A 21,485-nucleotide genomic window follows, 5' to 3' on the forward strand; every position below is an offset into this window, starting at 1 on the left:
TCAATTCCTGATGAATATACGTCATGTAATCGGGATATAACTCGACCGGGGTGGACAAGTACTTTTGATAAGCTTTTCGTACTCGTCCTGTTCTAAATCACCTTCGGCCACCATTTGTTTCAGTAATCTTTCCTGACGCTTTTTCGTCGCATCGAAATGTTTAAGAGGATTATAGTTTTCCGGATTATTAGGGATTGCGGCCAGGAAGGCAAGTTCCGCCTTGGATAACTCTCCAGTCGGTTTACTGAAATAATATTGGGAAGCAGCTTCGATTCCATAAGCTCCATTACTGAAATATATGGCATTCAAATACAGCTCCATGATTTCCGGTTTTGATTTTTTTCGCTCTATCTGATAGGCGTAAATGAGTTCACTGAGTTTTCGGTTATACGTCTGTCTTATCATGTGAGAGATAAACATTCCTGGCCAGTTGCTAGGTAATGGTACTGCCGCCTTGTTCGATTGTTTTATTTTGTGAATTCATAAGAAGCGTCCTGCTTATGCCGGAAAGGTCAACGCCTGCATGGTCATAAAATTTCTGATCCTCTGTAACGATGAACAGATTTTCCAGGAAAAGGGGGATGTCTTCAAGTTTTAGGTAAGTCCGTTTCTCACCAGTGGAAATTTCACTGATGACCTTTCCATTTGCGCCCTTCATGTAACTATTCTGAGCCAGTTTTATCGATTCAATGGGAATTCGCTCGTCGAGTACATGATAGGGAGATTGCGCTAAGGACCACTCCTGATAGGAAAGGAAAATGAAAAGGAACAATACGGGAACTAAGAGGAAAATCGTGATATAACCAAGATGCGTGCGCATAGTTCAACTTCCTAACTAATATATTTTTAGTATGTCCTTGGAATGAAGGGATGAAAAAATGGTCCTTTTGAAATAAGGTAGACAAAAAGAGTTTTGGGTAAATTAGGTATGCAGGCAGCAGCCGTATCAGAATGGTGTGTAACGATCCTAAGAAAAAACTTTCTAAATTTTCTGTTATAATATTCTCGTGAGAAAAAAACCATTTTTTGTTTATATGTTGATGTCACGAATATGAAGGGGGTCATAAAAATGGAGGAACAACAGCAATATGTATTCATTGATTTTGAATTTACGATGCCGGAAGGAAAAGCCAATCCAGTAGGGTTTTATCCGGAAATCATTGAGGTTGGTTTAGTTACCGTCATTAATGAGACCATTCAGGAACAATTCTCATCTTTTGTTAACCCAATGAAATTTCCAGTTTTAACGGGAAGATGCAAGAAGTTCTTGAACATTGGCCAGGATCAGGTGGACCGGGGGATTTCATTTGAAGAGTTGGTTACTTTATTGAAGAATATAGATGAGCAGCACCCGACGTCGATTGTTACCTGGGGAAATATGGACATGAAGGTGCTTCGTCAGAACTGTCAGAAAGCAGGGTTGGATTTCCCTTTTTCAGGGAAACAAATTGATCTTTGTCTGGAGTATAAACGCTTTTTCGGGGATCAAAATCAAACCGGACTTTGGAAAGCTGTACAGGCCTATGGCAAAGAAGGGACAGGCAAGCATCATAGGGCGCTGGATGATGCGATTACGACATATAATATCTTTAAGTTAGTAGAGAAAGATAAAAGTTATATGAAAAATCATGAACCGACGACAATTGGCGATCGCATTGATTTATCAAAGGTATTGAATCATTTAGCGTTATAAAAGCCAAATCATATACTACTGATTTGGCTTTTATCATGCTTTATTTGAAATAATCCGCCGCTAGATCTTCAAGCAACTGTAAGCTTTTATCATTCCACTCTGTTTGGGCTTCGCTTAAAGTGCATTTCATTTTCTCAACAGCTTCTCTTAAGGATTCCTTATACTCAGGAATCTCCTCATCGAAGTTCCTTACCATATTCTTCGGTACATTGGTTTGCTCCCGGAATGCAAGAGCACGCCGCTGATGGAACATGGACACTTCCGTTTGCTTCGGGTTATGAAGATCTCCCTGCATGGGATGCTTCAAGACAGCCAACACTTTAACAAGATATGCAGCTGGTCTGATATCGGTGACTTCCCCGATATATTTTCCAGTTTTATATATGGCGGTAACCTTATCGCCGATTTTAAAATCCTGTTCTGACATTTCCCTACCACCTTTCTTTTAACTTCCTTCATGATACATAAGAACAACGATTTTTCACAGCGAATTTGTTCCATTTCGTAAAGATGCTTTTTTTATGAAAATCGTGTAAAGTGTACAAATGAAGATGAAAAATGGTGTTTCATGCCATTTTATTTTAAAAAGAAAGAGGTTATGTACAATGACAAACTTTCCACAATTAACAAGTGAAGTTTTGGAAAATGAAAAAGCGGTCATCATGCAAACGACAATGGGCGATATAAAAATTAAACTATTCCCTGAACTGGCTCCGAAGACAGTGGAGAATTTCCTGACACATGCTGAAAACGGTTATTACGAAGGAATCATCTTCCACCGTGTCATCAAGGATTTCATGCTTCAAGGCGGAGATCCGACAGGGACTGGAATGGGTGGAGAAAGTATCTGGGGAACTCCATTTGAGGACGAGTTCTCCATGCAATTATTCAATTTGCGCGGAGCTCTTTCCATGGCTAATGCAGGCCCGGGAACAAACGGCAGCCAATTCTTCGTCGTACAAGCCCAGCATGTGGATAGCAGGATGGGTGAGCAAATGAAGCAAGCCGGTTATCCGGAGGAAATCATCAGTGCTTATATGGAACAAGGAGGCACACCATGGCTGGATCATAAACACTCTGTTTTTGGACAAGTGGTCGAAGGTATGGACGTTGTTGATACGATTGCTAACGTGGAGACAGTTGCGGGAGACAAGCCAGCAGTGGACGTGGTCATTAAAGGGATCACCATTTTATAAATAAAAGAGAAGCGGGGGGCTTACTGCCTCGCGTTTTTTTAGGTTTTAGTGGATTAGGCCCACTAGTGGATTGTTCTGGTAATTGATATAATGGGATAATGCAGTTTAATTCCCTATCAGGAAGGATGTATCGGATGGACTTTCTCAATCATGCTTTACTGGGTTTGTTTCTTTACTTTCCAGAAGACAAGACTGAATATATCTCGGCTGGTATAACTTGCTTCATTTTTTTAGTGGCAGCCGTTTTTACGATGAGGGCAATTATAAGATATTCAAAGAAGGAAGAAATGAAAACCAAGCAATTCGAAGATGAGGTCACCAAAAGGAACCAGCGAATCAAGGATGATACCATTTCTTGATTCCGGAAGATGCGAGTGGATTCACTAAAGTTCCAGCCTTTTTTTTTGCTAATTAAAATATGAATGGTATTATGTTTTGTTAGAAGGCCGTAAAGGACCTGAATGAAGAATAAACTGTTCCCTTATCAGCATAAGCAATTTATACTATAAGCATAGAGATAGAAACTTTGGGGGCGTAATTGGTTATGCAAATCATAGCGAAAAGAATGATTGCGGCAGATACGGTTAAGGATTTTTTCATTCAGCATTGGGAGACGACTCAAGTCGTTTTTTCAAGAGGCTTGTTTCATTATGCGGAACTTGAGGGTTTTGGGGTGATGGACGAGAATGAAAAAATCACGGGGTTGGGAACATTCAAATTATCCGACCATGTTTGTCAGATCATCTCTTTGAATAGTGAGCATGAGAATCAAGGTGTGGGCTCATCGTTGCTTTATGTGATGGAAAATATCGCTAAGGAAAAAAATTGCCATACTATTAAAGCGATTACAACGAACGATAATTTACAGGCATTGAAGTTTTTTCAAAAGCGTGGTTATGTCATTGCGGAAATCGTTAAAAATGCGGTTGAAGAATCACGGAAAGTCAAACCTGAAATACCATTTTACAGTTTTGAGGGAATTCCTATCCGAGATGAGATAATACTGGAGAAATACTTATAATACCTGAATTTTGATAGGGGGAATAGGGATGTTTAAGAAAATGGCGGCGGATGCCCTTGGTCTTAGTGATATTGGAAGTGTGATTAAGCCTGCCGATTATGACAAGGTGGATGCAGATGACTATATCATGCATGAAGATGGGGAAAAAATTTATTTCCTGATCAAATCGAAAACCGATGAGTATTGTTTTACGAATCAAGCGTTCATACATTTGGACGGCACAAGTGCCATAAGCAAAAAGCGTACACTTACAAGATATAGCTACAGCCAGCATAATATTTCCAACGCTACGCTTGAAACCGCAGGGACCGTGGATTTGGATGCGGAAATTAAATTTTCGATCGGTGCAAAGACTTTCTCGATTGATGTCCATAAGAAATTCATTGAAGAATTAAAAGACTTATTCAAATCACTCGTGAAAATATCGGAAATTTGCCATGAGAATGAGTATGCCCTTCAATATGCCCAGCAAAGCGTAAACCTTGCTTCTTCCACTTTGAACCAGGTTCGAACTGATGGAAGCCAAATGGCCGCAAGTTTCAAGGAAATTAATTCTGCAGCTTTCGAATGGTTGATGGACAGCCGGAAAAAGTACCATGTTAAAGATTTTGGCTTTGTTTTCGAGAAATATATCAATAATTAAAAAAGGAGGCGAACACGGAATGATGTGTCCGCCTTCTTTTTTAATTGTTCAAATCACTCAAGCCAGGGCTATGTTCATTTGGCATATCCAGCATTTCAGGGACAGGGAATCCTTTTGGAGGATCGGTAACAGCAAGGTTTCCGCCATTTCGGCTAGGTGTCTCCCCTTTGAAAATCTCGCCGATTTGTGTTTGGTCCAACCGGAAATTGAATTGGGCGTTATGGTAGCCTAAATCCACATATTTGCGGCATTCAGGATATTTGTTCAAATCATAATTAGGTACAGGGAAGATTTTCCCCCAGTCAACCCCAAGAGTTTCTAATGCCTTGGCAAATGCATTTTGGTGGGCATTGTCGCGAACCATTAAAAATGCCAGTGTTTCGCGCATTGATTTATTGGAACTCATTTCATAAATCCTGGACTTTTGCAGGACCCCCGTGGATTCAAGCATGACATTGTTCAGAAGGTTAGCCACAAGATTACCGTGATCATAAACCCATGATGCATTCCATGGATTGCCACCAGCATCGACGGGCAGGGATGCTTTCGCACCGATGATGAAGTGATGGGGGTTTGCGCCGCCTTTGATGACTTCATCCAAAGGGGCACCATCGATAGCGGAATCTCCAGGCATATTCCCGCCAGCACCATTCAGCAGCTGGTTGATGGTTGATTGGACAAGTTCAACGTGGCTAAGTTCCTCCAAGAAAACTCCACGGAGTAAATCACGATATTGTTTAGCCTTGCCGCGGAAGTTTGCACTTTGGAAAGAATACTGCATCATCGTCCGCATTTCACCGAATTGCCCTCCAAGCGCTTCCTGAAGTACTTTTGCTGCATTCGGATCAGGATTATCGGGAACGATCATATTGATTAAGTCTTCTTTATAGAAATACAAATGGAAGCCCTCCTTGAAGTTAATATTTCTACGTTAGCTTCTGTTATCTGAATTAATTTATCCCTAAGGTAAAAAGTACCTTTATGGAATGACGGGAAGAGAGAAATACTAGAGGGAAGAACGATTTTGAAAGGATGTTGCACATGCTATCCAATCAGCAGCTTAAAGAATTTCAACAGCAATTGCAGCAAACGAAGCAAGAGTTGGAAGAGCGATTAAGTGATTCAGGCGACCACGATTTAAGAAGAAGCTTGGAGGATTCGACAGGTGAGTTATCGAGTTACGATAATCATCCCGGCGATGAAGGAACCGAGTTATATGAACGGGAAAAGGATTTGGCCCTTTCCGAGCATGATCGCGATGAAATAAAGGATATTGAACGAGCGCTTTCCGCCATCGAGGCAGGGGAGTATGGAAAGTGTGAGGTTTGTTCAAAGGAAATACCTCTTGAACGTTTGAAAGCCATCCCTACCACTACTTATTGTGTCGAGCATACCCCATCACAGGAAACTTCGGACAATCGGCCGGTGGAAGAGGAAGTGCTGGGACCCCCATTTGGAAAGTTTGATTATGATGACCGTCACGAATCGGTTGCATACGATGCGGAGGATTCTTGGCAGGATGTTGCCAGTTATGGAACATCTGAATCGCCTTCCGATTTTGTAAATCCGCCAAACGATTACGAAGATATGTATGTCGAGTCCGAAGAAAATATCGGATATGTCGAAGATTATGAAAATTTCGTCGGCGTTGATATATATGGAAAAGAGATAACGGTTTATCCAAACTCCCAATATCAAGAATTGAAGGAAGAACTTTTTGAAGAAAATATTCAAACCCCGTTTGGGGATTTGCCACGATATGAGCATGATCCTTATGTCGATGAAGAGAAAGATTGAAAAAGAAGAACCAGGAAATTGAAGCCTGGTTCTTCTTTTTATTTATGAAAACGCCAATTTCAAACGTTTTAGCCCTTCCATCAGGACGGTGCGTGAACAACCGAGATTCATTCGGACGAAACCTTCTCCGCCAGGTCCATATTTTGAACCAGGTTCCAATGCGAGCTTCCCTTGATGGATCAGTCGATCCTTAATTTCCTTGTCGGTCAATCCAAGATCACGGCAGTCAATCCATAAAAGGTAAGAGGCTTCCGGATGCATGACATGCAGTGAAGGAATTTCAGCAGCAATGAATTCCTCTGCCACTTTTATATTTTCCTCAATGTAGCCAATCATGTCTTCAAGCCATTCCAGGCCCTCTCGATACGCGGCTTCCATTGCTGTTAAGGCAAAGATATTAAGACCATGGAAGGCCAGTTTTGTTTGCGCCTTTTGCAGTTGCTTTTGCAATTTTTCATTACTGGCGATCAGGAATGAAGCCTGAAGGCCGGCAATATTGAATGTTTTGCTTGGCGCCATCAATGTAACGGTAATGTCCGCCAAATTTTTTGAAAGCGAGCCGATCGGATAATGCCTTGAAGTTTTATGGAATAAGTCGGCATGTATCTCATCACTGACGATGACTACTTCATATTTTTCACATAACTCCCCGATTCGTAACAGTTCGTCCTTTGTCCAAACACGTCCGCCAGGGTTATGCGGACTGCAAAAAAGGAATAGTTTCACTCCGCTTTTCAGCTTGTCCTCAAAATCGGTGAAATCAATCTCGAAGCGGTCCTTTTCCATGATAAGGGGACTATTGACCACTACCCGGTCATTATTTTTGATCATATCAAAAAATGGGTTATAGACTGGAGATTGTAACAATATTTTATCGCCCGGGTTCGTGAATGCTTGGATCGTTGTACCGATTGCAGAAACGACGCCGGAGCTAAATGAGATCCACTCTTTTTCGATTTGCCAGGAGTGCCGGTCTTTAAGCCAGCTTTGAATTTCGGTGAAAACCGTATCAGAAGGGACCGTATAGCCGAAAATTGGATGGTTCAAGCGTTCCATCAATGCCTTTTGAATGCCCTCAGGAGATGGGAAGTCCATATCGGCAACCCACATCGGGAGAACATCTTCGCGCCCATACAATGATGTGAGCGAGTTTTTATCCCATTTTGCAGACCCGGAATTTTCCCTGTTTATTTGTTCTTCAAATATTGACTTGTTCAAAATATCCACCACCGAATAAAATTTGTCATTTCGCGAAAAGCCTGTTGTTATGATACTATGAAATCATGTTCTTTGAAAATATTGAGCAGGTGATGATTATATGGATACACAGCAAATGAATCTAGCGTTGGTTGCCGTATTGCAAGATTGGGACCCATTCAAGATAGGATGGGATCTTTATGAGCCGGAAATTGCAGATACGGTCGTAGCAATCCGGGATATAGATGATCCAAAGGAACTGGCGGAAAAAATAAAATCCATTTACGAGTTCTCGTTCGATGAATCCGTTCAGATGGAAAAGTGCCTGGAAGTTGCACAACAGCTGCTCATCATAAAAAATGATGCCAGCTGTTCGATCTAAAGGTGAAAAAGGGTGTACCCATCAGGGGCACCTTTTTTACGTTGTTTTTTACTCTATACTCGTAGTTTGTGCAGTTAACTCGTAGTTTGTGCAGTTAACTCGTAGTTTGTGCAGTTAACTCGTAGTTTGTGCAGTTAACTCGTGAGTTTGTGCAGTTAACTCGTGAGTTTGTGCAGTTAACTCGTGAGTTTGTGCGATTTACTCGTGAGTTTGTGCGATTTACTCGTGAGTTTGTGCGATTTACTCGTGAGTTTCGGCGATTTACTCGTGAATTTCGCCCATTTACTCGTGAGTTTACGTTGGGGTGGCCACTCCAATAAACCCTTTAATTAATTGATACACTTCTTCCGGCTTCTCCTCTGGAAGAAGATGCCCGGAATCTTCAAGGACAACAAGCTTGGAATTAGGCAGGTCTTCATGGAGCCTTTGGCCAATATTCAATGGCACCACACGATCATGTCTTCCCCAAATTAGCAGGCATGGTGTATGAATTTCACTTAGGTCCTCCTTCAACAAATCGACTTCCTTATCTCGAAGCATCCTCCCCAATGCCCGGAAAATATCATGCTTCTTTATGAATGGCCCTAGATACCCCTGTCGCATTTCATCGTCAATCATGGCCGGGTCATGGACGACATTTTTCAAATTCTTTTCGATACCTGATTTTTGTAGATACCTTTTTATCCCGAATGAAAAGAAAGGCAGGTAACTGACCATCTTCATTTTTTCCGAATAGCCGGGCTGATAGCCTGAACCGGCAAGAAGAATGGCCTGGTCGACAAGTTCAGGATATGATTTGATGAGCTGCAGGGAAATCTGCCCGCCCATGGAATGGCCGATGGTGCTGAATTTCCTGATGTCTTTTCCCTCTAAGAACATAACGACGGATTTAGCGATGTTCCGGAATGAATATGTATATCGAAAATCTTTTCCGCTTTGCCCGAATGGCGGGAGGTCTATGGAAATCACATTGTATTCCTTGATTAAATAGGGCACTAATTTACGGAAACTGAAGCTCGACGACAAAAATCCATGAAGCAGGACAAGGGTGGGGAGGGAATCATCGATTCGGTCATATTCAAAATAGATTTCAATATTACCCACCCGTTCGACGCCTTTGATTGTATGACTTTCCATAAAAGTTCATCCTCCGTTATTGGTCAATGATAAAAATCCATGTTTCCCTTGATATTCCAAAAAAGGTCCTTTAATACTGTTGCATAACAGTAATTGTAATAATAACGATGAAAAAAGACAATTACTATAACAGGTCACCAATCAATTTTGATATAATAGTGTAAGTTTATCCTGACAGAATAGGACTTATTAAATTATATTGTCATATAGGTTTTTAAAAAAGTCTAATAAAGTAATTCATGAGACTATCTGCCAGCCAAACCATCACATCTAAATTAGTGAATTCCAAAAGGGGGGTTTTCCAATGCACTTGAATGAAGAGGAATTGGAAGTCTTGAGAATCATTGAAAATAACAGCCGGATTGATATGAAGGATTTGGCTAAAATGACCGATCAATCAGAATCGGACATTGAAATTACATTGAAGAAATTAGAAGATATGCGGGTCATTGTCCGTTATTTAACAGTCATTAACTGGGCTAAAGTGGATGAATACCATGGTGTCACAGCGATGATCGATGTAAAAGTCACTCCTAAACGCGGCGTCGGTTTCGATGAGGTCGCAAAAAGGATTTACAAATTCAAAGAAGTCGAGTCCGTTTATTTAATGTCTGGGGCTTATGATCTTTCGGTCATTGTCGAAGGACGTTCGATGAACGAAGTGGCAAGCTTTGTTTCGGAAAAGCTTTCGACACTGGATTCCGTCATTTCTACGACGACTCACTTCATTATGAAAAAATACAAGCATGATGGCACCATTTTCGAGCAAACTGAAGAAGATAAGCGGATAGTGGTGTCACCATGATTAAAACGAGTTATGTTTCAAAAACGATTGCAGAGCTTAAACCATCAGGCATCCGCCGCTTTTTCGACTTGGCAGCCAATTTGGAAGGGGTCGTCTCCCTTGGTGTGGGTGAACCGGATTTCGTTACATCTTGGGCAGTAAGGGAAGCGGCAATCAACTCCTTGGAGGAAGGGTATACCTCTTATACGGCCAATGCCGGATTATATGAATTAAGGTCGGAAATCAGCGGGTATATGGAGAAGCAGTTCCATGTTTCGTATAGACCGGAAGATCAAATCATCGTCACGGTCGGAGCGAGCCAAGCCCTCGATATTGCCCTGAGGACCATCTTGAATCCGGGTGAAGAAGTCATTGTCGTAGAACCTTGTTTCGTCGCCTATTCACCGCTTGTGACCATGGCAGGGGGAATACCGGTCACGGTCCAAACATCCAAGGAAGATGACTTTAAGTTGACTCCCCAACAACTCGAGGCGGCGATCACGCCTAAAACGAAGGCCGTTTTAATCTGTTCACCGAATAACCCGACGGGAACCCAACTTGGGCAGGAAGAATTAGTGATGCTTGCTGACATCGTTAAAAAGCATGACTTGCTGGTGATTTCCGATGAAATCTATGCAGAACTTGCTTATGATGAGACATTCACTTCTTTTGCTGCCATTGACGGCATGCTTGAGCGGACAATTGTCATCAATGGGTTTTCGAAAGGGTTTGCGATGACTGGATGGCGTCTTGGGTTCGTTTGTGCACCTAAGGAAATTTCCGAGGCGATGCTTAAGCTTCATCAATATGCGATGATGTGTGCGCCGACCATTGCGCAGCATGCTGCATTGGAAGCTTTAAAGCACGGAATGCAGGATGTGGAGGAAATGCGTCGGAGTTATCGGAGAAGACGAAATTATATCGTGAAATCATTTAACGATATGGGTCTGGATTGCCATAATCCTGGCGGGGCTTTTTATGCTTTTCCTTCCATAGAGAAAACAGGGATGACTTCGATGGAATTTGCTGAAAAACTTCTGACGGAAGAACTTGTAGCCGTTGTGCCAGGAGATGTGTTCGGGGAAAGCGGTGAAGGTCATATCCGCTGTTCCTATGCATCCTCAATGGAACAGCTTCAAGAAGCGCTTAGAAGGATGGAACGTTTCATGAAGAATCATTGCCAATAAAAGCAAAAAAATAGGGATCCGGCCGTTTCAAGCAGCCGGATCCCTTTCCATAGGGGGAATTAGAAAAAAGAGTTAATCTAAAGGATTAACATAGAAAGTGTTAATCATAGTATATCCAGTACCCTGAAAAAAAATACACATACTACGACCTATTTTTTGAATTAAGCTTGTGTATTATATAAAGTATGCATAACATTCAGAATTTGGTCTTCGCTAAAGTCCTTGGCTGTTCTTAGAATGAGCTCAGCTTTTTTTGTTCCGATTTCTTCAATCAGTTTTTTTATGTCCTCGTCGATACCAGCGGCGTTCCCAGTTTGGGCATCCTTCAGGAATTCTGAAGCTGGAATGTCAAGAACGGTGGAAAGCCGTAAAATGGTTTGTGTATCAGGAACCGATTCACCCGACTCATACTTTTCTATTTTCTTCGTGCCGATTCGTAATTTCAAAGCCAGTTCCTGTTGAGTGAGGTTGTGATTCTCTCGATATTGCCGGATATTCTTCGCGATATTTGACATAGTCAGACACTCCTTTTTCAGGAAATATATTTTCTTTATGTCATTATTTTACCATATTATTACTAAAGGGATGTGACTGAATATGTAGGTTTTGTGAAAAAAAATGCCGCATCGAGTAATATCGAAACGGCACGTTGAATGTTAAATGAGATTAGTGGACCTAAGGAATACGAGTATGATCATGATCGGCACGATGTAGCGAATCAGGAAATACCAAAGTTTAAAAAGTGATCGGCCGGAATCATCGCCAGATTCGAACTCCTTTTGTACCTCGATCCTTTTCATTTGATAGCCGATGAAAAGGGATATGAACAAGGCACCGACTGGCAGCGCGATATTGCTTGTCAGATAATCGGCGAAATCGAATATGGATAAATTGAAAATCTTCACATCCGAAAGCACCCCAAATGATAATGCGCTAGGAATCCCAATCAGGAAAACGGTGATACCAGCTATCCAAGAAGCCTTCTTCCGCTTTGCAGCATCACCCTTGATCATGGCTGCAACGACGATTTCGAGAATGGAGAATGCCGTCGTAAGGGTGGCAAATAATAATAATATGAAGAAAATGACCATGAAGATCCCGCCAAGCGCCATTTCATTGAAGACGGCAGGCAACACGACAAATACTAGTCCAGGCCCGCTTGAAGGGCTGAAACCTAGTGCGAAAACAGCCGGGAAGATGACCAAACCTGCCAGCAAGGAAATGAAGATATTCAGTCCAACTACCGAAAAGGCCGATTTTGTAATATTTTCTTTTTTACTCAAATAGGATGCGTAGGTTACCATCACGGAAACACCGACACTTAGTGCAAAGAAGGATTGGCCAAGTGCCAATAGGATCGTTTCCTTTGTTAATGCGGAAAAGTCCGGCTTCAAGAAGAATTTAACACCCTCGATTGCTCCATCCAGAGTCAAGGAACGGATAAGAAGAATGATGAAAAGAATGAACAAGGAAGGCATCATATATTTATTCGCCTTTTCAATTCCCTTGGAAACCCCGCCTTGCACGACCCAAATGGTAAAGACCATGAATAATAACTGAGCGATAACGGTTTCATAGGGATTACTGATTATCGTATTGAAGAAGTTCCCATATTCTTCTTGCGTCAAGTTTGAAAGGGAACCTTTAAAGCTTCTTGCTAAATAAGAGATGATCCAGCCTCCAACAACACTGAAGAAGGAAAGAAGAATGATTGAAGCGACGACACCGCCATATCCAATCAATGCCCAAGGTTTTCCCGGGGCGATATGTTTATATGCGCTAATGGCATCTTTCTGTGCATTGCGGCCAATCGTGAATTCCGCTATTAATATCGGTGCACCGATAAGTAGGGTGAATAAAATGAAGAGCAGGAAAAAGACCCCTCCACCATTTGCCCCAGTCATATATGGGAGCTTCCAGATGGCACCCAATCCAATAGCGGATCCCGCGGCTGCCAGGATGAACCCAAGTTTTGAAGTCCATTGATCTTGTTTTGACATGATGTTAAAACTCCTTTAGATGTAAAGAATATTTAGCTGTATATTACTTTTGTTAAAACATTTTCTCATCTTACTATGATTATGAGGGATTGGATAGTGTTTTAATATTACAATCTTTAGAAAAATGAGTAAATATTTTAAGGGAAAAAGAGGTTATTTGCAAATTTTTAGGATAAGTTATAAATAAAGATCTTATAATATTTATTATTTCCAAAAAACAAACATTTTTAATGAGTAAAATCCCAAAAAGTATGGTATACTTAACTTTGATTATTTTCCAATTATGTGATATAATTTTTTATTGCGTGAAAAGACGAAAAAATATATATAAAATAGGAGTGTTACCATGTCTGAAAAATTCGAAATTGGTGCGGTAGTTGCTGGTAAAGTAACCGGTATTCAACCATACGGTGCATTTGTTGCTCTAGATGATTCAACTCAAGGTTTAGTTCATATTTCTGAAATTACTCACGGCTTCGTTAAAGATATCAACGAACATTTAAAAGTGGGCGATGAAGTGAAAGTTAAAGTTCTTTCCATCGATTCAGCTGCTGGAAAAATCGGCTTATCGATCCGCGCTACAGAAGAAGCTCCTGAGCGTACTGAAGCTCCGAAAAAAGCTCCGAAAAAACGCCAAGCTTCTGTTAAAGCTACATCTCACATCGAATCTACTGAAGGTTTCAACACATTGAAAGACAAACTTCAAGAGTGGATTGAACAATCTCAACGCGAAGACTTAATCAAAAAATAATTTTGGGAACCGGCAGATCCTTCGATCAGCCGGTTTTTTTTGTCCATTTCATGGCCGGGAGTGGGTCATATGAATGAAATAAAGCCGGGTCATGTGATTATCCATGGTCCGGCTTTATTTTATAAAACATAAACAATGTCGATGACATCAACGAGTCGGTTTAGTTTCAGGCTCTCTGGAAATTTCAGGGCTTGGTTTAAAGAGAAGACCAAGATTAATGAGACCGGCAATTCCGACCAATCCATAAACGATACGGGCTAATCCAGCATCTTGCCCTCCGAAAATCGAAGCGACCAAGTCAAATTGGAAAAAACCTATTAATCCCCAGTTGATTGCCCCAATTATTGTAAGAACAAGTGCAGTTCTTTGTATTCCACTCATTGTACTGCCTCCTTTTTTTTGAAAAAATCAGTTCTTTATTTATCATGCTTTTTCATCATGTAAATATACATCACTACAAAAGTTCCGGGCGGATATTTTGTATTTAAATGGAACATTGGTCATAATGAATAAAAGAAAAGCTAGCACTTGCACTTTGGACAATTCAAAAACGGAGTCAATATGGCATTAAAGGAGAGATATCCATTGGAGAATTACACTTATAAAAATCCTACTAAAGTCATTTTCGGGAAAGGTCAGCTTGAAAGCTTAAAAACTGAAATTCCTGCGTATGGCGATAAAGTTTTACTTGTATACGGTGGAGGAAGCATAAAGAAAAATGGCTTATATGAAAAAGTGGTCAATACCTTGAAAGTGATCGATGCAGAAGTGCACGAACTTTCCGGAGTTGAACCGAATCCACGCATCTCAACAGTCCGAAAAGGTGTTGATCTTTGTAAAGAACATGGTATCGACTTTGTCCTTGCTGTTGGGGGAGGAAGCGTCATCGACGCTACAAAGGCCATCGTTGCGGGTGCTAAATATGAGGGCGATCCATGGGATCTTGTCATTAAGAAGGCACCAGTCGAAGAGGCGCTTCCATTCGGAACGGTGCTGACTTTAGCTGCAACCGGCTCTGAGGCGAATTCCGGATCTGTCATAACAAACTGGGAAACGAAAGAGAAATATGGATGGGGAAGTCCATTGGTATTTCCGCAATTCTCCATTTTGGATCCTGAAAATACTTTTTCAGTACCAAAGGACCAAACGGTATACGGAATGGTCGATATGATGTCACATGTGTTCGAAACGTACTTCCATCCGGAAACGCATGCGCCGCTTCAAGACCGTTTTTGTGAATCGCTGTTATCGACGGTGATTGAAACGGCACCTAAACTATTGGAAGACCTGGAGAATTATGAGCACCGGGCTACTATCCTGTATGCCGGAAACCTGGCATTGAATGGGTCGCTTGGGGTCGGTTACAGCGGTGATTGGGCAACGCATAACATTGAACATGCCGTTTCAGCTGTTTATGACATCCCGCATGCAGGAGGATTGGCCATCTTATTCCCAAATTGGATGAAGCATGTGCTGCATGAAAATGTCGCACGCTTTAAACAAGTGGCAGTCCGTGTATTCCATGTAGATCCTGAAGGTAAAACGGATGAGGAAGCGGCCCTTGAAGGCATTGGAAGACTTAGGTCATTTTGGAGCAGCTTAGGGGCGCCGACCAATCTTTCGGATTATGGCATCGATGACTCACAATTGGAAGTCATGGCTGATAAAGCGATGAGCAGAGGGGAATTTGGAAAATTCAAAGTCCTGAACCGTGAAGATGTCCTTGCCATTTTACGGGCTTCATTATAAACAAGTGATATGATCCTTTCTCCCGCCTTGTCAGGTGGGAGATTACTTTATATGCATAATTCCTTATTTACTTGATTGATTTCTTGATTATGAGAATTACATCAGATAAAGTGAAAGGGAAACTAAAGAATTCAAGGAGGAATTTGAATGGCCCATATTCGTTTCGATTATTCAAAAGCCCTGCCGTTTTTCGGGGAGCATGAAATTACCTATTTACAGGATGCTGTAAAAGTGGCACACCATTCCCTGCATGAACAGACAGGGGCAGGCAATGAATACCTTGGCTGGCTTGATTTACCCGCCAATTATGATAAAGAAGAGTTCTCAAGAATCAAAAAAGCGGCCGCGAAAATAAAAGAAGATTCAGAAGTGCTGCTGGTTATCGGAATCGGTGGATCATATCTGGGAGCGCGGGCAGCAGTTGAGATGCTTCAACATAGTTTTTATAACATTTTACCGTCGGATAAAAGAAATGCACCGCAAATTTTATTTGTGGGTAATAATATAAGCTCTACATATATGCAGGACGTAATGGACCTATTGGAAAATAGGGATTTCTCGATCAATGTCATCTCTAAATCCGGTACGACCACGGAGCCTGCACTGGCCTTCAGGATTTTCCGGAAACTGCTGGAACAAAAATACGGCGTTGAAGAAGCTAAGAGCCGCATTTATGCTACCACTGATAAAGAGAAGGGTGCATTAAAAACGGTAGCGACGGAGGAAGGTTTCCAAACTTTCGTCATTCCTGATGATGTTGGCGGACGTTACTCGGTCTTAACGGCTGTAGGGCTGCTTCCGATTGCGGTCAGCGGGGCGGATATCGATCAAATCATGGAGGGAGCCGAGCGCGCTAGGGTGGACTTCAGTTCTTCCGAGTTAGGTGAGAATCAGGCATACCAATATGCGGCGGTTCGGAATATCCTTTACAATAAAGGGAAAACGATTGAAATGCTGATAAACTATGAGCCTGGACTTCAATACTTCTCTGAGTGGTGGAAACAATTATTTGGGGAAAGTGAAGGAAAGGATCAAAAAGGGATATTCCCTTCATCGGCTAACTTCTCGACTGACCTGCATTCATTAGGGCAGTATGTTCAGGAAGGACGGCGTGATCTTTTTGAAACAGTCATCAAAGTGGAAAAGGCCCGTCATGAAATCTTGATTGAAGAAGCGGCCAATGACTTGGATGGCCTGAATTACCTATCAGGTGAAACGGTGCAATTCGTGAATAATAAAGCATTTGAAGGTACGCTGTTAGCTCATACGGACGGTGGCGTTCCTAACCTGATCGTAACGGTTCCGCAGCTCGATGCTTATACTTTTGGCTACCTTGTATATTTCTTCGAGAAAGCTTGTGCAATGAGCGGATACTTACTGGGTGTAAATCCATTTGATCAGCCTGGAGTGGAAGCCTATAAGGTGAACATGTTTGCTCTTTTAGGAAAGCCGGGTTATGAAAAGAAAAAGGCGGAGCTCGAACAGCGATTATAATATAAAAGGCATCAGGCCGGAATAACTTCCTGCTTGATGCCTTTTTTTGTTGAAAGCTAAAGCAGTGCCATCAAGGAAGCGACGAAGAGAGAGAAACTTCACAAAAGCATAAGGGAGGCTTGGAGGCCAAATTCCTTTTGCCAATCGAGGGAACAATAGAGGCATTCCAGTTTTTTTTTAAGGCACTTTGGTTAAGCTAATAGAAAATTAGCGAAAGAGGTTTTATACAATGATTAAAATTTCTTCTCAGTTGGAAGGGAAAACATTTGGTTTGTTCGATCTGGAGACGAAGTTAAAACCGGAAGGATATGTGATAGGCGGGGGATGGGACTATGACCACGGGTCTTTTGATTATAAGATCGATGGCAGTGATGGCTACCAATTCTTGCGAGTCCCTTTCAGGGCTGTTGATGGTTCACTCGATAAGGATGGGGTAATGGTCGAACTTTTACAACCGTTTTTGTTATCTCATAAGTACGAGGACGGGATGGATGATGAAGGAAATATCGGAAATCTCTCCGCTTCCTTCAATCAGTTTGCTGAGCCTGAAGATCCGGATGCCGAATTTCCGGAAAACTATATCACACTTGGAAAAGCGCTTGTCCGTGATTTGGAGAAGCTTTTATTACATTAATCTTCAATGATGAGCAAGGTGTCATCACGATGTATGATTACATCTCCAGGGGGCTTGATTAATGTCTTGCCTCCTGAAATGATGCCGACCAATAAAATGTCTTGATCGAATAGCTTAACGTTCAACTGTTTAAACGTCAATTCAACCCAGTCATCCTGGATGGGCAGCTGCTTGATGTTCAATCCATCCCGCTCTTTTTGCTCTTCGGCTTCCGCAAGGATCCCCTTCGATAAGCAATCCTGCATATATTCACTCGCAAATTTATTCGTTTCCACGATACCGTCCGCCCCAGCCCGTAAAGCATTTTCCTTTTGTTCATGCGTTAATATTTCCACAAGACAATATACATCAGGATTCAGCCCTTTGACGGCCAGTAATGTTAATATCGAGAACATATCCGTTTGCAGCTCGTCTTGCTTAAGGTCAGCCGTGATCAGGACGCGTATGGCTTGTTTTACATTTGCTTTCTGCAAAACGGAATCCAATGTAGCTTTTCCTTGGATAAAGTGGATATTCGTTCTTGGAAGCGGGTGCTTTTGCAGCGTATCATCTATAAGGACAATGGATTGATGATGTTTACGATCATGAATGTTTTGGATGATTCTCTGGGAACGGCCATTCCAGCCCACAATGATAATATGACCGCCGCCGCCGAATACTTTCTTTCCTGTTAGAAATTGCTGTTCATTGGAAATGGAAATCTTTGCAATGTACGCAAAGTAAGAGGTAATCAGGCCGGCTCCTGACAAAATAAGGACCATTCCAATGACTTTTCCAAGATTTGTAACGGGAGTGAAATCTCCGTAACCCACCGTTGACATAGTCACGATTGCCCACCAGATGCCATCAAGTAAAGTAGGGAATCTCTCCGGCTCCACAAAGTGTATCAAGACCCCGAATGAAAGTAAAAATAATGCGATGGTGGATAGCAATCTGATGAAACGCGGAAATCTGGGAACGATGCTTGTGTATGGACCGATTCGAATCATGTTTTTCACACCCCTTAAGCTGTTCCTTTTAGTATGGTCAAAAAAGGCTTGGCTCATAAGGATGCGGACAGACAAACTTTGAATGATGATATTGGAAAGTTGCCATTATATTTCGGGTAAATGATAAAAGCCTTCCAGATGATGTCGGAAGGCTTTATGGTTGAGTCACATGTCCTGAACTGGACTTCATGCTCGATGATTGATTATATGCCCGTTTGCGTTTCTGTATTCCTTCATCTTTTTTTAGACCCTTCTCCGTACGTTAAAGTTATCACTGATTAGCAGCCAGTTTTGAGGGAAGGCTAAGCCGAGCTTCCAATAACTCATTCCCCTTAGATTCAGTTCTTTGATTAAATCGAATTTTGCCTGAATGGATCTGGCATCTTCAAACCACACCTCATGCTGCCTATCCTCTATATCGGTATAGTTGAAGTGCGGGGCCTGTGCGGTTTCATCATACTCGATGGCAACATTATTGGCCGCCGCAATCTGGATGGCCTGCTGCGGACTCACGGCCTTGGCAGTGGATCCCTGTACAAAAGGCAGGGTCCAATCATAGCCATATAGATTCTGCCCCATCAGGATCTTGTTGGAGGGAATATCGGTGATGGCATACTCGAGAACTTCCCGAACAGGTCCAATAGGAGACACAGCCATTGCCGGTCCTCCGCTATATCCCCATTCATAAGTCATGATGATAACGAAGTCGACGATTTCACCATGTGCTTTATAGTCATGTGCCTCATACCAACGGCCTTTTTGCTCAGCACTTGTTTTAGGGGCAAGTGCCGTGGAAATGAACCATCCTTCTTTCTTGAATCGTTCCTTGGCTTTTCGGAGAAATTGATTATACGCTTCTTTATCGGCCGGCCTTAAAAACTCAAAGTCAAAGTGGATATCCCGGAATCCATATTTCTTTGCCGTTGTAACGATATTGTTCAGGAACTTATTCTGGACGGAAGTATTCGTTAAAATGATTTGCCCGAGCTCATCGCTGAATTGGTCATTTTCCTGATTCGTGATCACCATCATCAGGACATTTTTATTTTCTCTGGCGATGGCAGGGAATTCATTGAGCAAAGGCTCTTTTAAGGAGCCGTCACGAAGCGCCTGGAAGCTGAATGGGGCTAAATAGGTTAAATAGGGCCCAGCTTCCCTGGCGGCCGTTTCAAGGGCCGGTGCAACCGATGTACCCCGCGGCTCGACATAACCGTTGAATTCGGCGGTCCTTTTCTTTCGTGCCGGAATATAGAGCCGGTATCCAACGGATAGGTTTTGATTTTCGGGAATGCCATTTATTTTTGCCAACTCTTGAAAAGGGACATCAACCTTTTGGGAAATGGAATAAAGACTATCACCCGGTTGAACGAAATAATAACTGCCGACGATTGGAATGACAAGGGCCTGCCCCGAAACAAGATTATTTGGGTTAGGGATCTTATTTGATTCGACGAGCCTGTCAACGGTTACGCTGTATGTCTGGGCGATGCCATATAACGTCTGGCCTGGCCTAACCACATGTATTTGCAATTCTTTTCCCTCCTGTACTGAAAGTTTCCTAACAGTTTATGAACAAAAAAAGAAAAACATGATAAAGAGCTTTGGATTGAAGGACCGTAAAGAAGAAAATACAATAAATTGGCAATAATAATTTAAGCTTAAAATGCTAATTAATATTAGTAGGAGGTGAAAACACATGGCAAACAACAATAACAGCAATCAACTAGTAGTAGCTGGTGCAGAACAAGCTCTACAACAAATGAAGAATGAAATCGCTAGTGAATTTGGTGTAAACCTAGGTGCTGACACTACTTCTCGCGCTAACGGATCTGTTGGTGGGGAAATCACAAAACGTTTGGTTCAAATGGCTGAACAACAATTAGGCGGTTCAAACTTTTCTCGTTAATTAATTGAATAAATATGGATTAGAAAGAGAAGGGGCATCGCTCCTTCTCTTTCGCATTGTTCAGCTAGTTGCCTGCCAAGCCTTTAAAATCTTGATTGCCTTTTCAGGAAAATCGGTCATGATGACGTTGACACCCAACTCTGCCAGCTTGACGATGTCGGCTTCATCATTGGCGACCCAAGGCCGGATTTTATATCCAAGTTTTTTCGCTTTTTCATTAACTTCCGGGGTCAGGCTGTTTTTATCTGGATGAAAACCCGCTTCTTTTTTATCACGTAAGATCTCTTCGTAGTTTTCAGGTAGCCCCTCGAACAATAATGCACGTTCAAGGTCTGGGGCAAGCATCTTCACTTTTTCAATGGATTGATGGTTGAAGGAAGAGAGGATCACCCGATTTTCCATTTGATATTGACGAATCAAATCAATGATCCTCTGTTCGATTCCTTCGTAAGTGAGTTTATCCGTTTTGATTTCGATATTCATCAATAAAGCATTTCCCTTAGCCCAGTCGAACACTTCATTTAAAAAAGGAATCCGCTCCCCAAGGAATTCCTTGGAAAATTTGCTCCCGGCATCCGCCGTTTTCAGCCTTTGTGCCGAATGCTCTTTTACATAACCAGTAAGGGTCGTCGTTCGATCTAGTGTTTCATCATGGATGATGACCAATTCCCCATCAGAACTGAGATGGACGTCGAACTCGATCCCCTCGGCCCCGATTTCTGCCGCCTCTTGAAATGCAGCCATGGTATTTTCAGGATGCGTCCCCTTGGACCCTCTATGGGCGAAAATCAGTATGTTTTGCAAAATCATCACTTCCCCTTTAAACTTTATCTTGAACCCTATCATACATGTACCCGTAAATTGTTTCAGCAATGTTTAATAGACAATATTTTAAACAACGAGTAAAATACATATGGTATTTCCA

27 protein-coding genes are annotated in these 21,485 nt (G+C 42.0%); 15 read left to right on the top strand and 12 right to left on the bottom strand.

Annotated elements, in window-relative coordinates; genetic code table 11:
- Positions 1 to 21: 21 nt before the first annotated feature.
- Positions 22 to 405, bottom strand: coding sequence for a transglycosylase domain-containing protein (locus ACFX4I_RS02945; protein WP_377419076.1), 384 nt, complete (start codon positions 403 to 405; stop codon positions 22 to 24).
- Between the two features lie 28 nt (positions 406 to 433).
- Complete coding sequence (locus ACFX4I_RS02950) at positions 434 to 820, bottom strand: transglycosylase domain-containing protein (protein ID WP_377419080.1); 387 nt, start codon at positions 818 to 820, stop codon at positions 434 to 436.
- A gap of 249 nt (positions 821 to 1,069) precedes the next feature.
- On the opposite strand from ACFX4I_RS02950, the gene kapD reads away from it, so the two are divergent.
- Complete coding sequence (gene kapD, locus ACFX4I_RS02955) at positions 1,070 to 1,693, top strand: 3'-5' exonuclease KapD (protein WP_377419083.1); 624 nt, start codon at positions 1,070 to 1,072, stop codon at positions 1,691 to 1,693.
- Between the two features lie 40 nt (positions 1,694 to 1,733).
- On the opposite strand, the gene kapB is transcribed toward kapD, so the two are convergent.
- Entirely contained in the window at positions 1,734 to 2,120 is a 387-nt protein-coding gene (gene kapB / locus ACFX4I_RS02960) for a kinase-associated lipoprotein KapB (RefSeq protein ID WP_230300492.1), read from the bottom strand.
- A 178-nt stretch (positions 2,121 to 2,298) separates the two neighbouring features.
- Here kapB and ACFX4I_RS02965 point away from each other — a divergent pair, with 178 nt between their 5' ends.
- The 4 genes from ACFX4I_RS02965 to ACFX4I_RS02980 all read left to right on the top strand — a co-directional run bounded on the left by ACFX4I_RS02965 (position 2,299) and on the right by ACFX4I_RS02980 (position 4,553).
- Entirely contained in the window at positions 2,299 to 2,889 is a 591-nt protein-coding gene (locus tag ACFX4I_RS02965) for a peptidylprolyl isomerase (protein ID WP_098371439.1), read from the top strand.
- A 134-nt stretch (positions 2,890 to 3,023) separates the two neighbouring features.
- A complete protein-coding gene (locus ACFX4I_RS02970) occupies positions 3,024 to 3,248 on the top strand; it encodes a hypothetical protein (RefSeq protein ID WP_063234074.1) in 225 nt (74 codons plus the stop codon).
- A gap of 185 nt (positions 3,249 to 3,433) precedes the next feature.
- Entirely contained in the window at positions 3,434 to 3,910 is a 477-nt protein-coding gene (locus tag ACFX4I_RS02975; RefSeq protein WP_377419086.1) for a GNAT family N-acetyltransferase, read from the top strand.
- A gap of 28 nt (positions 3,911 to 3,938) precedes the next feature.
- Positions 3,939 to 4,553, top strand: coding sequence for a PH domain-containing protein (locus tag ACFX4I_RS02980; RefSeq protein ID WP_098371437.1), 615 nt, complete (start codon positions 3,939 to 3,941; stop codon positions 4,551 to 4,553).
- 40 nt (positions 4,554 to 4,593) lie between these two features.
- On the opposite strand, the gene ACFX4I_RS02985 is transcribed toward ACFX4I_RS02980, so the two are convergent.
- Positions 4,594 to 5,451, bottom strand: coding sequence for a manganese catalase family protein (locus ACFX4I_RS02985; protein WP_377419089.1), 858 nt, complete (start codon positions 5,449 to 5,451; stop codon positions 4,594 to 4,596).
- Between the two features lie 143 nt (positions 5,452 to 5,594).
- Here ACFX4I_RS02985 and ACFX4I_RS02990 point away from each other — a divergent pair, with 143 nt between their 5' ends.
- Positions 5,595 to 6,350, top strand: coding sequence for a TraR/DksA C4-type zinc finger protein (locus ACFX4I_RS02990; RefSeq protein ID WP_377419092.1), 756 nt, complete (start codon positions 5,595 to 5,597; stop codon positions 6,348 to 6,350).
- A gap of 42 nt (positions 6,351 to 6,392) precedes the next feature.
- Here the strand turns inward: ACFX4I_RS02990 and ACFX4I_RS02995 are convergent, their stop codons facing one another.
- Positions 6,393 to 7,568 (bottom strand): MalY/PatB family protein, encoded by a 1,176-nt coding sequence (locus ACFX4I_RS02995; RefSeq protein WP_377419094.1) that lies wholly within the window; start codon positions 7,566 to 7,568, stop codon positions 6,393 to 6,395.
- Positions 7,569 to 7,668: 100 nt separating this feature from the next.
- Here ACFX4I_RS02995 and ACFX4I_RS03000 point away from each other — a divergent pair, with 100 nt between their 5' ends.
- Positions 7,669 to 7,929, top strand: a complete 261-nt coding sequence (locus tag ACFX4I_RS03000) for a DUF1871 family protein (protein WP_230300488.1) — start codon at positions 7,669 to 7,671, stop codon at positions 7,927 to 7,929.
- A 128-nt stretch (positions 7,930 to 8,057) separates the two neighbouring features.
- Positions 8,058 to 8,249 (top strand): hypothetical protein, encoded by a 192-nt coding sequence (locus tag ACFX4I_RS03005; RefSeq protein WP_377419097.1) that lies wholly within the window; start codon positions 8,058 to 8,060, stop codon positions 8,247 to 8,249.
- On the opposite strand, the gene ACFX4I_RS03010 is transcribed toward ACFX4I_RS03005, so the two are convergent.
- Positions 8,224 to 9,066, bottom strand: coding sequence for an alpha/beta fold hydrolase (locus tag ACFX4I_RS03010; RefSeq protein ID WP_377419100.1), 843 nt, complete (start codon positions 9,064 to 9,066; stop codon positions 8,224 to 8,226). The genes ACFX4I_RS03005 and ACFX4I_RS03010 overlap by 26 nt on opposite strands.
- Before the next feature lie 304 nt (positions 9,067 to 9,370).
- Between ACFX4I_RS03010 and ACFX4I_RS03015 the strand changes: the two genes are divergently transcribed.
- Together ACFX4I_RS03015 and ACFX4I_RS03020 are read left to right on the top strand one after the other, a co-directional pair.
- Complete coding sequence (locus ACFX4I_RS03015) at positions 9,371 to 9,871, top strand: Lrp/AsnC family transcriptional regulator (RefSeq protein WP_230300486.1); 501 nt, start codon at positions 9,371 to 9,373, stop codon at positions 9,869 to 9,871.
- A complete protein-coding gene (locus ACFX4I_RS03020) occupies positions 9,868 to 11,037 on the top strand; it encodes an aminotransferase (RefSeq protein WP_230300485.1) in 1,170 nt (389 codons plus the stop codon). The genes ACFX4I_RS03015 and ACFX4I_RS03020 overlap by 4 nt, the downstream gene beginning before the upstream one ends.
- A 161-nt stretch (positions 11,038 to 11,198) precedes the next feature.
- Here the strand turns inward: ACFX4I_RS03020 and ACFX4I_RS03025 are convergent, their stop codons facing one another.
- Both ACFX4I_RS03025 and ACFX4I_RS03030 read right to left on the bottom strand, forming a co-directional pair.
- The gene (locus tag ACFX4I_RS03025) at positions 11,199 to 11,552 is read right to left on the bottom strand and encodes a helix-turn-helix domain-containing protein (RefSeq protein WP_230300484.1); all 354 of its coding nucleotides are present in this window, start codon (positions 11,550 to 11,552) and stop codon (positions 11,199 to 11,201) included.
- A 141-nt stretch (positions 11,553 to 11,693) separates the two neighbouring features.
- Positions 11,694 to 13,037: a sodium-dependent transporter gene (locus tag ACFX4I_RS03030; protein WP_230300483.1), complete on the bottom strand. Its 1,344-nt coding sequence runs from the start codon at positions 13,035 to 13,037 to the stop codon at positions 11,694 to 11,696.
- 346 nt (positions 13,038 to 13,383) lie between these two features.
- Here ACFX4I_RS03030 and yugI point away from each other — a divergent pair, with 346 nt between their 5' ends.
- Entirely contained in the window at positions 13,384 to 13,788 is a 405-nt protein-coding gene (gene yugI / locus ACFX4I_RS03035) for a S1 domain-containing post-transcriptional regulator GSP13 (protein ID WP_063234086.1), read from the top strand.
- A gap of 147 nt (positions 13,789 to 13,935) precedes the next feature.
- Here the strand turns inward: yugI and ACFX4I_RS03040 are convergent, their stop codons facing one another.
- Positions 13,936 to 14,169, bottom strand: coding sequence for a DUF378 domain-containing protein (locus ACFX4I_RS03040; RefSeq protein ID WP_063234087.1), 234 nt, complete (start codon positions 14,167 to 14,169; stop codon positions 13,936 to 13,938).
- Positions 14,170 to 14,349: 180 nt separating this feature from the next.
- Here ACFX4I_RS03040 and ACFX4I_RS03045 point away from each other — a divergent pair, with 180 nt between their 5' ends.
- The 3 genes from ACFX4I_RS03045 to ACFX4I_RS03055 all read left to right on the top strand — a co-directional run bounded on the left by ACFX4I_RS03045 (position 14,350) and on the right by ACFX4I_RS03055 (position 17,665).
- Complete coding sequence (locus tag ACFX4I_RS03045; protein WP_377419104.1) at positions 14,350 to 15,537, top strand: iron-containing alcohol dehydrogenase; 1,188 nt, start codon at positions 14,350 to 14,352, stop codon at positions 15,535 to 15,537.
- A 147-nt stretch (positions 15,538 to 15,684) separates the two neighbouring features.
- A complete protein-coding gene (locus ACFX4I_RS03050; protein ID WP_377419107.1) occupies positions 15,685 to 17,031 on the top strand; it encodes a glucose-6-phosphate isomerase in 1,347 nt (448 codons plus the stop codon).
- 229 nt (positions 17,032 to 17,260) lie between these two features.
- Positions 17,261 to 17,665, top strand: coding sequence for a YugN-like family protein (locus ACFX4I_RS03055; RefSeq protein WP_377419110.1), 405 nt, complete (start codon positions 17,261 to 17,263; stop codon positions 17,663 to 17,665).
- On the opposite strand, the gene ACFX4I_RS03060 is transcribed toward ACFX4I_RS03055, so the two are convergent.
- The gene (locus ACFX4I_RS03060) at positions 17,662 to 18,654 is read right to left on the bottom strand and encodes a potassium channel family protein (protein WP_377419113.1); all 993 of its coding nucleotides are present in this window, start codon (positions 18,652 to 18,654) and stop codon (positions 17,662 to 17,664) included. The genes ACFX4I_RS03055 and ACFX4I_RS03060 overlap by 4 nt on opposite strands.
- Before the next feature lie 243 nt (positions 18,655 to 18,897).
- Positions 18,898 to 20,184: a glycosyl hydrolase family 18 protein gene (locus ACFX4I_RS03065; RefSeq protein WP_377419116.1), complete on the bottom strand. Its 1,287-nt coding sequence runs from the start codon at positions 20,182 to 20,184 to the stop codon at positions 18,898 to 18,900.
- Positions 20,185 to 20,350: 166 nt separating this feature from the next.
- Between ACFX4I_RS03065 and ACFX4I_RS03070 the strand changes: the two genes are divergently transcribed.
- The gene (locus ACFX4I_RS03070) at positions 20,351 to 20,560 is read left to right on the top strand and encodes an alpha/beta-type small acid-soluble spore protein (protein WP_076368100.1); all 210 of its coding nucleotides are present in this window, start codon (positions 20,351 to 20,353) and stop codon (positions 20,558 to 20,560) included.
- Positions 20,561 to 20,620: 60 nt separating this feature from the next.
- Here ACFX4I_RS03070 and ACFX4I_RS03075 read toward each other — a convergent pair whose 3' ends face one another.
- Positions 20,621 to 21,364: a glycerophosphodiester phosphodiesterase gene (locus ACFX4I_RS03075; RefSeq protein WP_377419119.1), complete on the bottom strand. Its 744-nt coding sequence runs from the start codon at positions 21,362 to 21,364 to the stop codon at positions 20,621 to 20,623.
- Between the last annotated feature and the right edge of the window lie 121 nt (positions 21,365 to 21,485).

This window comes from Peribacillus sp. YIM B13472 (genome assembly GCF_042788005.1).
In the GTDB taxonomy this organism is placed as follows: Bacteria; Bacillota; Bacilli; order Bacillales; family DSM-1321; genus Peribacillus; species Peribacillus simplex_E.